Annotated in this window: 9 protein-coding genes; 5 read left to right on the forward strand and 4 right to left on the reverse strand. The window is 43.4% G+C overall.

What is annotated here, in order from left to right; genetic code table 11:
* Positions 1 to 187: 187 nt before the first annotated feature.
* Positions 188 to 1729: a DUF3360 family protein gene (locus tag Q5H80_RS04965; RefSeq protein ID WP_304569030.1), complete on the reverse strand. Its 1542-nt coding sequence runs from the start codon at positions 1727 to 1729 to the stop codon at positions 188 to 190.
* 791 nt (positions 1730 to 2520) lie between these two features.
* On the opposite strand from Q5H80_RS04965, the gene Q5H80_RS04970 reads away from it, so the two are divergent.
* The 5 genes from Q5H80_RS04970 to Q5H80_RS04990 all read left to right on the forward strand — a co-directional run bounded on the left by Q5H80_RS04970 (position 2521) and on the right by Q5H80_RS04990 (position 8633).
* Complete coding sequence (locus tag Q5H80_RS04970) at positions 2521 to 3291, forward strand: ABC transporter ATP-binding protein (RefSeq protein WP_004736532.1); 771 nt, start codon at positions 2521 to 2523, stop codon at positions 3289 to 3291.
* A 136-nt stretch (positions 3292 to 3427) separates the two neighbouring features.
* A complete protein-coding gene (locus Q5H80_RS04975; RefSeq protein WP_009846319.1) occupies positions 3428 to 4198 on the forward strand; it encodes an ABC transporter substrate-binding protein in 771 nt (256 codons plus the stop codon).
* A gap of 79 nt (positions 4199 to 4277) precedes the next feature.
* Positions 4278 to 5018, forward strand: coding sequence for an ABC transporter permease (locus tag Q5H80_RS04980; RefSeq protein ID WP_304569031.1), 741 nt, complete (start codon positions 4278 to 4280; stop codon positions 5016 to 5018).
* A 2-nt stretch (positions 5019 to 5020) separates the two neighbouring features.
* Entirely contained in the window at positions 5021 to 5698 is a 678-nt protein-coding gene (locus tag Q5H80_RS04985; protein WP_304569032.1) for an ABC transporter permease, read from the forward strand.
* 199 nt (positions 5699 to 5897) lie between these two features.
* Entirely contained in the window at positions 5898 to 8633 is a 2736-nt protein-coding gene (locus Q5H80_RS04990) for an ImpA family metalloprotease (RefSeq protein WP_304569033.1), read from the forward strand.
* Between the two features lie 137 nt (positions 8634 to 8770).
* Here the strand turns inward: Q5H80_RS04990 and xthA are convergent, their stop codons facing one another.
* The 3 genes from xthA to emrD all read right to left on the reverse strand — a co-directional run bounded on the left by xthA (position 8771) and on the right by emrD (position 13378).
* The gene (gene xthA / locus Q5H80_RS04995; RefSeq protein ID WP_017102068.1) at positions 8771 to 9577 is read right to left on the reverse strand and encodes an exodeoxyribonuclease III; all 807 of its coding nucleotides are present in this window, start codon (positions 9575 to 9577) and stop codon (positions 8771 to 8773) included.
* A 169-nt stretch (positions 9578 to 9746) separates the two neighbouring features.
* Positions 9747 to 11837: a S9 family peptidase gene (locus Q5H80_RS05000; protein ID WP_304569377.1), complete on the reverse strand. Its 2091-nt coding sequence runs from the start codon at positions 11835 to 11837 to the stop codon at positions 9747 to 9749.
* 335 nt (positions 11838 to 12172) lie between these two features.
* Complete coding sequence (emrD, locus tag Q5H80_RS05005) at positions 12173 to 13378, reverse strand: multidrug efflux MFS transporter EmrD (RefSeq protein WP_065678765.1); 1206 nt, start codon at positions 13376 to 13378, stop codon at positions 12173 to 12175.
* Positions 13379 to 13465 lie beyond the last annotated feature (87 nt).

A 13465-nucleotide genomic window follows, 5' to 3' on the forward strand; every position in this document is an offset into this window, starting at 1 on the left:
TTATATATATTGTCACTACCTTTTATATGTTGTCTTTACTCTATGTATTCAAGACTACGCTAAAAAATTCCTGCAAACCTTAAACTAAATCAATAAATACCAAAAAAAGTTGAAAAAATTTGAGTGACAGGGGTTGCCACCCAAACTTTTTTTTAATCCCAATACTACTTTTGTATAGTAAGAACCATTATAGCCAAGCTTTTAGGCCATATTGACTTTCTAGCATACCAACTGCAAGCATTGCTACTAGACAGATAACTAAAACGCCAACTGGGATAACAATCTTGTCTACAAATGATAGACGCTTCGCACGCTCTTTATCACCAATTAGACCGTTGTTATCAAGAAGCATAGTCAGTGCCCATGCTAGTACTGGGTTAACAACCGCTGAGCCGAAGATACAGATACCAGCTGCTTGAGAATCTTTTGAATCCTTAACCATTTGCATACCCGCTTCAAGTAGAGGCAGAGATACACCTACAAGTAGCGCTACACGCATCACTGGTGGCCATACTGCAACGTCCATTGGGAAACCAAGAATCGCAACAATAATACATAGAGAACCAAGCAAGATTGCGCCGCCAGGAATTGGACGTTTCGCGATTGCAGCTGGGATCATGTAAGTACCCCAAGAAGATGTGATGTTACCACCACCAACTGCAGTACCCACCATTTGGCGAATTGAACACATAGTCATTGTGTCATCTACGTCCATAAGTACTTTTTCAGATTTCTTAGGGTAGTTAAGTTCTTGGAAGATACGGTGACCTAGGAAGTCAGGAGACCACATAGCTACTGCAAGAATTGCAAATGGTAGCGATGCAATGAAGTGTTCAACGTTTGGCAAGCCAAGCATCCAACCTTCAGAAGTAGAACCCCACCAGTAAACTGGATTTAGATTTGGAATACCCATTTCAGTTTCGAACACGATATCGAAACCAGCACCCAATGCTAATGCAATAGCAAGGCCTGTGAATGCACAAACTGGGATAGCTAACCAACGCTTGTTCACTTTTGCTAAGAAAGCATAGATAGCAATAGTAATAGCAAGAACGATTAAACCAACGTAACCCATGCTACCCGCTTCAACCGTAGAAGATTGAAGACCAACCGCCCATGCTTGAATCGAGTTAATTTGGCTCATGGTACCTGTTAGGCCTAAGAAAATGAGCAAGCCACCAGCGGTACCTTCCGAAGTCAGGTTAACCAGCTTGGAGCCGCCTTTTAGGAAACTTAGGATTAGACCGAAGACACCGATAAGGATTGCCAATGCAAGAGGGTGAGCACCAGCGAGAGCGATGGTACCAATAAGAGGAATCATTGGGCCGTGGTTACCGGCAAGGTTTGCTTTAGGGTTGAAGAAACCAGAAGCAAGGATACAGAACAGCAGTGCAGGAATCAGCATTTCTACACGAGCAACTTCAATCGCGAAGTCTTTACCTAGGTTTACGTGATCCCAAGCTTGAGTTAGGCCATCAGCCCAAGACATCATTACTGCAGAGTACATCGCGATGATACCGATGGTACCAGCAAGTGCAGGAACAAGATCTTCAAGTTCAAAACGGAAATCACGGCCTGGAAGGTTTAGGCCAAAACGACGAGGCTTCATGATTTGAAGTTCGTGATCTAAGTAATCTGAGCGGCTCTCAAATTCAGAAGCAGGGCGGTGTAGCTCTTTATAGCTTTTCTCTTCTACTTCAGAGTTCGCATTATTCACAACGTCTGACATAGATTCCTCATATTTTTATGTTAGTAATTCTAAAATTGAATTATAAAATTTCGCGTAATTGCGTTATTTCTTAGTTATAACTTATTAATATTATGTTGCACGATTTTGATGTGCTTTATGCAGCTAAGTTAAAAGAAATGTTTGGCATTTTTAATGCCTTATTCTTTGCTGCTGAGTCTAACAAGCTTACCCTTTAGGGTGATTGATCTTGATCACTTTATGAGTTTATGTGAAAGAAAGCTACAAAACGAAGCGATTCATTAACGTACCGTTGATGAATTGTGTAATTAGTTTTCACAAATTGACGTTAGCTATCTTCTTCATGTCTTGCTTTACATAGCATCAGCCGGATACCTCTTACTTACTGAGTGGTTTCACTATTAGTAACTGGTCTCTTAGTTGCCGATGAAGTTTCAACCACTCAATGGCCTTCAAATAACGTTCTCGTAGAGTGAGTTTGGTGTACTACTGCGGGTGTTAGACTTTGTCGGCAGCGCAGTTTTTAAGTTCACAAAACGTGTTTTTCTTGTGAGGCATCAAGCTACGAGAATCTCATTTTGATTAACTTTATTTAAACAATGTCAGAGTCGCAATTACAGCTTGTTGATACATTTCATTCATTAAATTGAGACTAAAACGCTATTCATTGCATAATAAGTCAGAGTTAATCGCTATTTATTCTCAATTATTAGGTTAATAATTTGTTGCATGTTGTTTCGTGTGGTGCTAGTTTGTATCGCATGAAAAGGTCGGAGTACCTTGCATTTTCACAAACTTGGGAGAGAAAGCGCATGAAAGATGTACCAGCGCTGGACATAAAGGATTTACACAAAACGTTTGGTCAAAATGAAGTTTTAAAGGGAATTTCACTTTCTGCGCATAAAGGCGATGTGGTTTCGATTATCGGATCTTCAGGATCGGGTAAAAGTACTTTCCTTAGATGTATCAACCTTTTAGAGACACCTACCGCTGGCGAGATTTGGGTTAATGGCGAATTAATTCAAATGAAAAACAACCGCCAAGGTGTTTCTGTTCCTGCCAATGAAAAACAAGTACAGCGAATCCGTTCTCGTCTGGCGATGGTTTTTCAGGGTTTCAACCTGTGGTCTCATCTGACCGTTCTCGAAAATGTTATCGAAGCGCCTGTTCACGTCTTAGGTGTACCTAAAGCACAAGCGATTGAAAATGCTGAGCTGCTACTGAAGAAAGTAGGACTATATGAACGCAAAGATTACTACCCGGGTCATTTATCTGGCGGACAGCAACAGCGTGCTGCGATTGCAAGAGCGTTAGCGGTTGATCCTGAAGTAATGCTATTTGATGAACCAACATCGGCACTTGATCCTGAGTTAGTAGGGGAAGTACTTGGTGTAATGCGCGATCTAGCAGAAGAAGGAAGAACCATGCTTGTGGTAACACATGAAATGGCTTTTGCTCGTGACGTATCAAATCATGTGATGTTCTTACATCAAGGCTTGGTGGAAGAACAGGGCGATCCAGCTAAACTGTTTACTGAGCCTGAATCTGAGCGATTACAACAATTTATCTCATCGATTTACTAATCAGAATTGAAATGCTGTTGCTAAGGTAAATGGCGACAGCGTTAACAATGAAACACAATAAGTAAGTTAATAAGTAACAACAAACACAATATTAAAATTAGCAAAACATAAAAACCTAAATCACAGGAGTAGGGATATGAAAAAGTGGTTATTAGTCGCGGCACTTGCTGCAACTGCTGCAACGGGCGTAGCTCAAGCAAAAGAATGGAAAACAGTACGTTTCGGTATTGAAGGTGCTTACCCTCCATTTAGCTGGACAGAAGCTGACGGTTCGCTGAAAGGCTTCGATGTCGATATGGCTAACGCGCTTTGTACTGAAATGCAGGTGAAGTGTAAGATCGTTGCACAAGATTGGGATGGTATTATTCCTTCTCTGCTTGCTCGTAAATATGATGCGATCATCGCGGCAATGTCGATTACAGAAGAACGTAAGAAAAAAATCGACTTTACTGGTAAATACGCACTTATCCCAAATAAGTTCATCGCTAAAAAAGGTGCAGGCCTTAACTTTGATGATCTCAGTGGTCAAAAAATTGCCGTTCAACGTGCAACAACTCACGACAAGTACCTAACAGATAACTACGGCGACACAGTAGAAATCGTTCGTTACGGTTCATTCGACGAAGCTTACCTTGATCTAGCTAACGGCCGTGTTGCTGCTGTTCTGGGTGATGCATCTGCGTTAGAAGAAGGCGTACTAAACAAAGCGGGTGGTGAAGACTACGAGTTTGTTGGTCCATCACTAACTGATCCTAAGTGGTTCGGTGAAGGTTTTGGTATTGCTCTACGTAAGCAAGACAAAGATCTGACTAAGCAATTAGATGCTGCAATCCTTTCACTACGTGAAAAAGGCATCTACCAAGATATCGCTGCTAAATACTTCAACTACGACGTATACGGTAAGTAATCTTTAGCATCACTTCTTAAGGGAGAGGCTCACCTCTCCCTGTCTTACCAACTTTTTCGCAGTTCTGTTGGAATTCATTATGTTTGATTTACAAGGATATGAAGCTTCGATCCTGAAAGGGGCGGCGCTTACAATCGAAGTTGCCTTACTGTCGCTAATTTTAGCTATGGTTCTTGGTATGCTAGGTGCCTTAGCAAAACTCGCGCCTTATCGTTGGGCTCGTGCTATTGCAACCCTCTACACAACCGTCATTCGAGGCATTCCTGACCTCGTATTGATGATGCTGATTTTCTTTGGTGGACAAATCCTTTTAAATAACAGTTTGTATTCCATCAATGAGTGGCTCAACGAGTGGTTCACGTCGAGTGATCCTAACCACGAATGGACCGCTTACTTACCAGATTATATTGATGTCAGTCCGTTTATTGCAGGTGTTTTAACCATTGGCTTCATCTTTGGTGCCTATATGGCTGAAACATTCCGTGGCGCCATCATGGCTGTTGATAGCGGCGAAATGGAAGCGGCAAAGGCCTATGGTATGGGCCCTGTATTAGCGTTCCGTCGTATCCTGCTTCCGCAAATGATTCGTCATGCCTTACCGGGTTTCGGCAACAACTGGTTGGTATTGCTTAAAACGACCGCTCTGGTATCCATTATCGGTTTAGAAGATATGGTACGTGTAAGCGCATTGGCGGCGGGTTCAACTAAAATGCCATTTACCTTTTATATGACGGTTGCACTTATCTTCCTATTCTTTACCAGTGTTTCGACGGGCTTACTTAAGCTGGTTGAACGTAAATTCAGTATCCACGCGAGGTAGTTATGGACTTTTCATTGATTATTGAAAGCCTGCCGATTTACGTTAGTGGTTTATGGACAACGGCTTGGATGGTTTGCGTTGCTTTGATCATTGGCTTATGTGTAGCCATACCACTCGCTATTGCTCGCAACAGCCCCAATATGCTGATTAACGCGCCGGCTTGGTCGTTCATCTATTTCTTCCGTGGTACACCGTTACTGGTGCAGTTGTATCTGATTTACTACGGTATGGACCAATTCTTCCCTGTGAAAGATACCCTATGGGAAAACGCATGGTTCTGTGCTTTAGTGGCATTCATCCTAAACACATCAGCTTATACGGCAGAGATCATTCGTGGTGCCATCAACGGTTTACCAAAAGGAGAGGTTGAAGCTGCAAAAGCGTATGGTATGAGTACACCAAAGACTTACCGTCGTATCATTTTGCCAAGTGCTTTACGTCGCGCATTACCCGCATACAGTAATGAAGTTATCTTCATGCTTCATGGCTCAGCGGTAGCCGGTATCGTAACGATTATGGACTTAACCGGTGCAGCACGTTTGGTTAACTCACGCTACTACGCTCCATTCGAGTCATTCTTAACTGCAGGGCTGTTCTACATGGCACTAACGTTTATCATCATTGCGATTTTCAAATTCGCAGAGAAGCGTTTCCTTGCTTACCTAAGGCCTTTAAGTTAACTCTACGATACAGATTTTCTTAGATAAACGGCGCTCTTGTAGCGCCGTTTTTAATTTCAATTCAATTGTTCGGGTACCAATAAGTTTAAGTGGTATTTGTTAAATTCACTCCATAAATTACGAACCCATTAGTCGAATCAATTGACTTCATTAAACCCATAGATACACTTGCTCCAATTTTTTTGAGTGTCGTATAACAATGAAAAAAAACATCTTATCTTTGTGTCTAATTTTGCCGTCGTCTCTACTACTTTCTGCATGTGGTGGTTCTAGTGATTCTGCTCAACCTCCGAGTAAAACGGCGGTACAAAAAGCGCTTGAATCCGGAGATGCATCCCTTGTATCTAATGCCAATGAGTTTATTGACGCCAGCCAAGCGCTCGTTGCCCAATACAAATCCGATTACAGTCAAATTAAACAGTCTCTGTCTAAAAATTCAGACGGTACGCCGCTGCGCGATCTTCATTGGGATCCAACACACGATGCCGCGATAATCTTACCAACTTACGGCTTCAACGATGTCATCCTGCAAACCAATAAAGCGATGCAGAGTGGATATACTGACCAAGAGCTTGCGATTGGTATTGCAGGTTATACATCGAGCGGTAGTCGTTACGCTGCGTTAGCAAGTAACCCATTTCGAACTAAGCAACGTTCAACGGATTCAGTCAACACAGAAATGGAAGTGTGGTTGAAAAACTTGGTGGGTTGGGCATCAGGCACAAGTTCACCTAAGAATGTTGTCTTGGCTCAGATGGATCAGTCTTATTATTTTCCTGATGACAAAGCAACGCGAAACTGGCTAACGAGCAACATCAATCCTTCGATGGTTATCAATGATGACAACGCCTGTGACGGCAGCAAATTGAGCCAATGTATTGAAAAAAACAACCCTGATTTATTGATTTTGTCTCAAAAGTTAAATGATGGTGACGAAATTGACGATGTAATGACGGGGTTACGTTTAGCGTTCAACAAAAAGATTCCCGTGCTGTACTTGCATCTTGATGGCGGTATGACGAAATTAGGCAACGCGTTATTTGCAGAAATGCATATGACGTATGTTGGTGATAATTATTGGCGCAAGCTAGGGCTATCAAATTGGGATTCAACACAACTGATTGATCGCATGCCAGATAATATCGTCAAACAACAAGCACTTTTACAGCGCCTGAAACACGATAGTTTCACTGTTGACTTGAATTTATGTGATGACAAATCTTGCCCAGATGAGTCCAATATGGATGGAGAGTTCTATAAGGCCGCGAACAGTATTCGTTCACACCTAACGACGCTTGATAGCAAGAAAATTGATCTCTTTGCATCCACGAACTACGAATATGAAAAGCTGTTATTGCTACTTGCTGATCATTACCGACAAAACGTTAAGTACCCAATGGGTAAAGACGTAACAGATAGAATCGACTTTCTTCGATCGTATTACAGTGATTACGCGACATACAACACTCGACAACATAATGCAGCACAGCCGAGTTTAGGGAATTTCAGCACCAAGAACTTTAAGAATGTCCCTCTCATCACCAAGAATATTACTTTAGAGTCAAAGAGAAATTTCCGTGCGGCGGGTGTATATGCTTTACCGGGTAAGACGATCAAAGTGACACGATTAGATAATAACAAAGTGGCAACGTCTATTGCCCTCAACACACTACGTAGCGGTGCGACTCATGAGTTTTCGGGTAAAGACGGCTATGCAAGGCCGAAGTTTTTGACTTCGGTAACTTACCCCGTAAAACATGGGGAAACGATATACCTGACCTCTGCCTATGGCGGGACATTACAAGTTCATTTTGATACCAACGATATCGATGTTGAGCTGCGTTTTGAAAATGTTGCCCAACACCCTGTTTGGCGAAGTAAAGCGGACAACGATAGCTTTGTCGCGCAGCTTGAAGAAGGAAAGTTTGATTGGGCTGAGTTGGTGACTCCCGGATTTGAAGTTCACTCTAAGCTAGACAAGATGAAAGAGTCTATCGGAGCCTCTGATTGGGTACAGCCGCATGATATGGCTCTTGCTACTGAGCGTTACGTACACAACCTTCCTCATGCACTTGCGGGTTTCAAAGGGCCGGGAATTGATGAAATTGCTGAAATTCATCAATACGGAGAGGCAAAGGGTTGGGAAATTGCGAACATTGATATTGTGAAGCACATGAATGCCGATCAAGCGACTTGTGGTTATGGTTGTTCAGGGAACCCTTACGATGCTTATTGGTCTTTTCATCCTCTAGGGCATGGTGATTTGCACGAGCTTGGTCATGGGTTGGAAAGAGGGCGTTTTAGATTCGCTGGATGGGAAGGCCACTCAACAACCAACTACTATTCGTATTTTAGTAAATCAAAGTATTACAAAGACACGGCAAAGGTATCGTCTTGCCAAAGCTTAGACTTTAAAGGGCAGTATCAACTGTTACAACAGAGCCGAACTCAGCCAGATCCAAACGCTTTTATGGCGGCTCAGAATCAAACTGGTTGGAGCTGGGGCGCTCGTGTTTTCATTCAAATGATGATGCTAACGGAGCAGCAAGGTGTATTGAATTCAGGTTGGCATTTACTAGGGCGTTTACACTTGATTGAACGCGAGTTTAATCGCTTGAAAGCCAGTGATACTCTTTGGAATAACGGTAAAGGCTCGATTGGCTTTTCAGATTACACCCAACAAGAAGCCGAAGGCATCAGCAACAATGACTGGTTACTTATCGCATTAAGCTACGTTGCAGAAAGGAATATGACGCAATACTTAGATATGTGGGGATTCAGTTTCAGTGATAAAGCGAAGCAACAAGTCACAGCGCTTAGCCTAAGTAACATGCCTTTGACATATTTTGCATCGTCTAATCAAGGCTATTGCTTAGATGAATTTGCTAAGACGCCGTTAGACGTTGACGGCACGACCGCTTGGCCGCTTAACTAGCCATACGCTGGATAAGAGTAGCGAATAAAAAAGAGAGGAGATATTATCTCCTCTCTTTCGTTATTCACTTCTGGTTAGCCTAGTGAGCATAGTTTGCGTGCTACTCGATATGGCTAAGTTTGGTTACCTAAAAATGATTACTTAAACGTTGACCAAATCGGAGCATGATCTGACGGTTTTTCAATGCCGCGTAGCTCGTAGTCGATGCCCGCTTCAGTACACTTATCAGCAAGCTTCTGAGTCGCAAGTACTACATCAATGCGTAGGCCGCGGTTGTCCACGAAACCTTTTGAGCGGTAATCAAACCACGAGTATTGATCGTTCACTTCAGGGTGCAGCAAACGGAAGCTATCCACAAAGCCCCAATCCATCAATGTTTTCAACCATTCCCGCTCTTCTGGTTGGAAAGAACATTTACCGGTTTTCAACCAACGTTTCGCATTAGGTTCACCAATACCGATATCAATATCGGTAGGGCTGATATTAATGTCGCCCATTACGATCACTTGTTCATCTTTGTTATGGTAATCGTTCAGGTACGTCATTAAGTCCTTGTAGAACTGACGCTTGTACGGGTATTTGGTTTCATGCTTAATGTTGTCCCCTTGAGGGAAGTAACCATTTAGCACAGTGACCTTCTCACCGTTTTCATCTTCAAACGTCGCCATGATCATACGCTTTTGATGATCTTCATTGTCTGTAGGAAAGCCTTTCTGTACCGAAATTGGCTCTTGCTTACACAGCATAGCCACACCGTAGTGCGCCTTTTGACCGTGGAAGTAAACCTTGTAACCCATAGCTTCAACATCGGCTAGTGGGAAGGCTTCATCGTGCACTTTGATCTCTTGTAGACCAATCACATCAGGTTGGTGCTTATCGATAATAGCCTGAAGCTGATGAAGACGGGCTCTAAGGCCATTGATGTTGAAGCTAATTACTTTCATTTGTTTTTATACCTCTCGTAAACCCTTGTGATTGCTTGCTTTTCAAGGGCTTTTTGATTTGGTGGATTTCATGATTAATCGTATTTAAGCATGCTTAATAATTTCTGTCGCCATTTTGTCGCCCCTAAATGGCGACAAAATGGTGTGAAGACTCACTTTTTCGCAGAATCTACTGAGTCTTTAGCTGGTCTAAAAAGAACGCGTATTCAAGTGCGTCTTCTTTTAATCGTTTAAATCGACCGGAAGCCCCGCCGTGACCTGCTTCCATATCGGTTTTGAACAGCAGCACGTTGTTGTCTGTTTTCATCTCACGCAGCTTCGCCACCCACTTCATGGGTTCAAAGTATTGTACTTGTGAGTCATGTAGGCCTGTTGTTACCAACATGTTCGGGTAGCTTTGTGCCTTCACATTGTCATATGGTGAGTAACCTAGCATGTAATCGTAATAGGTTTTATCGTTCGGGTTGCCCCATTCGTCATACTCGTTAGTGGTGAGAGGAATCGATTCATCAAGCATGGTTGTGACAACGTCGACAAACGGAACATGTGCTCCTATGCCACGGTACAGTTCTGGTGCTTGGTTGATGATTGCACCCATCAATAGGCCGCCAGCAGAACCACCAACGGCGAACACTTTATCTTGTGCGCCGTAGCCTTCTTCAACCAGCCCTTTGGTTACATCGATAAAGTCGTTGAACGTGTTTTGCTTGGTTAGCTTTTTTCCGTCCTCATACCAAGGGCGCCCAAGCATCTCTGAACCTCGAATATGTGCAATCGCATAAACGAATCCGCGATCAAGTAAGCTCAGACGAGCCGAGCCAAAGGTTGGTTCAATGGTGTGGCCGTAAGAGCCATAGCCGTATTGGTAGATAGGATTAGTGCCGTCTTTCTTGAATAAGTCTTTGCGATATACCAAAGACACAGGTACTTGCTTACCATCGCGAGCCGTTACCATGATTCGCTCTGATTGGTAGTTATCCGCTTCGAAATCACCCAATACAGGTGTTTGTTTCATGACTTCGGACTCTCCTGAACTTAGGTCGAAATCATAGTAAGTACCTGGTGTGGTTAAGCTGCTGTAATAGACGCGAACTTTTGAGTTATCTAATTCATAGTTACTCGTTAGGTAAGCAGCAAAAGCGGTGTCGTTAAATTCGAGTGGGAACTCTTTGCTCGTGGAGAGTTGACGAACTCTGACTGTAGACAAGCCATTTGCACGTTGCTCGTAAACCAGATGGTCATCAAACAGCTCGAAGTCAACAAGCTGGGTATTCTCGTCAGCAGGAATGACATCGACCCATTTAGAGCGGTCATGCATCTCTTCGGCTGTGACTTTCATTAAACGGAAGTTGACTGCTTGGTAGTTGGTGAAAATGTAATACCAATCACCTAGCTTAGCGATGCTGTACTCGATACCCGTTTCTCGTGGGTAGAAAGCTTCAGCTTTAGCGTTTGGGTTGTTGGCATCTATGACTGAAACACCGCTGGTTTCTGTACTCGAGTGCCAAATGTAGACCTGTTCACCATCTTTGCTTTTGCTCAAAGAGGTGTAGTAAGTGCTGTCGGTTTCTTCGTAGATTAACTCATCGCTTGTCTGAGGTGTGCCCAAAACGTGGCGGTAAACTTGATAACCAAGTAATGTTTGTGGATCTTTTTTGATGTAGTAAAAGGCTTGGTTGTCGTTTTGCCATGCAATAGCGCTCGAAGCACCTTCAATTTCATCTTTTAGGTATTCACCTGTCGTGAGGTCTTTAATCTTGATGGTGTAAATACGGCGGCTCAGCGTGTCTTCGCCATAGGCCAACAAGTTTTCGCTTGGGCTGATCGTTAAGCCACCTATGCTGAAAAACTCATGGTCTTTTGCTAGTTCGTTAACATCTAAGATGACTTGCTTGTCTTTACCTAAAAAGTCATTTTCACGCAAGTGAACTGGGTATTCGTTGTCACCTGTGACTTCATTCGAATAGTAGTAGTTGCCTTTGCGAACCGGTACCGAATGGTCGTCTTTTGCGATTCGCCCTTTGATCTCTTCAAATAACTGTTCTTGTAATGCTTCCGTATGTTTCAGTACGGTTTCTGCGTACTGATTCTCTTGCTCGAGGTGGTGCAAGATCTCTGGGTCTTGGCGCTCATCATCACGCATCCAGTAATAATTATCGATTCGGGTATCACCATGAATCGTCATTGTATGAGGGACTTTCTTAGTAACGGGTGCTTGGGTTTGCTGTGCGACGAGTTGCGATGGAGAGTTGTGGTCCATGGTTGTTATTCCTTGATTGCTGCAACCGGCGACAAGTGCGGCCGATACGGCTAATGTGGTTAAAGCGAAACGCATCTGTATATCCTTAGAGTGCACCTTACTTGTTTTGTTGCCAACATCCTTTGTAATCTGAGCTTGGGTTCTTCCAGTGATGTTATTTATAATTGGATTCTGGATAGGCACTTTCATCGTAAGTGTCTGTTATTGTTTTCAAAAAATCAAAGCAATGTTAGATGAAATTACTGATACGTGAGAGTGGTGGGAATAAATGTGTAAAAAAGGGGCACACTTTTCAGTATGTCCCTCTTAGTTGTTTGGGTTGGGGTAGATTTACTTTAGATAGCCAATGGCATTTCGTTTGAATGATCAGGTTTACGATTAACCCAACGTAAACCAAGCATGGCGATGAATGACATTGCAATCATCAAGCAACCGAGTGGCAGTTGGTCTTGAGCTGGGAAGAATGAGGCTAATAGTGTTGCGATGCCAGCACCTAGGTTTTGCATCCCACCCAAAATCGCACCTCCAGTACCAGCGTGGTACGGGAATGGCGAAAGCGCTCCTGTTGTTGCCGCCGGAAATAAGATACCAGCGCCCAAGAAGTAAATGGTTGCGCCGCCAATCAAAGTTAATGCTGTTGTTTGACCAAATAGACCTGGTATCAACACCACGGTAGACCCTACCAAGATAGCAACTAGTCCAACATTCAGAGCGCGGCGCTCACTGCTACGTTGTGCGATGTAACTGGATAGGCCTGCACCGACTAAGTAACCTGGAATGGGTAATACAAACAACAAGCTTACTGTGGTTGCTGGCAAGCCAAGTACCCCGCCAAGCAATACACCTGCCGCAGCTTCAAATACCGCTACGCCTGCAAATGTTGCGACCAATACTAATAAGAAACCTTGGAAACGTTTGTCAGATAGAACGAATTTGTAGCTGTTGGCAACCGATTCATGTTTGCGTCGTTCTTTTGGCAGAGTTTCCATCATGCTCGTCATCATGGTGATCACCACTGCGATACCAAACAGCGCCAGGAACAAGTAGCTAGAACGCCAACCGAAAGCTTCTGTTAAGTACCCACCTAATACAGGAGCCATCAATGGTGAGAAAATCACACACATGCTAATTAAGCTGTTTGCGCGGTGCAGTTCTGCGCCTTCAAAACAGTCGCGAGTCAATGTACGAGACATCGCACCACCACAACCGATGCCCAAACCTTGTATAAAGCTACCTGCTAAGAACCATTCATATTCGTGAGCAAACAGTGCCACCAAAGTACCGATGATGTAGATGATCAAACCGACAACGATGATTGGTTTGCGACCTAGGCGATCAGAAAGTGGACCGTATGCAAATTGCGACAGACCATAAGGGATCAGGTAGCACGCCATCACAGCTTGAAGCGAGGATGCTGAAACCAAGAACTCACCCGCCATATGACCGATAGAAGGCACGTACATCGTTTGAGTCATTTGACCCACGGCAGTCAGGATAGCGATTAAAAAGGTAAGTTTCGCTAATGGAAACGAGGCGGACATTTGCGTATTTCTCCAAAAATTAGGACGTAAAAAGCCTTGGCGTTCCATTAAGGAGAGCCAAACAAGTAAAGTAAATAGGGAATCTAG

It is taken from the genome of Vibrio sp. SNU_ST1 (assembly GCF_030563405.1).
Classification (GTDB): domain Bacteria; phylum Pseudomonadota; class Gammaproteobacteria; order Enterobacterales; family Vibrionaceae; genus Vibrio.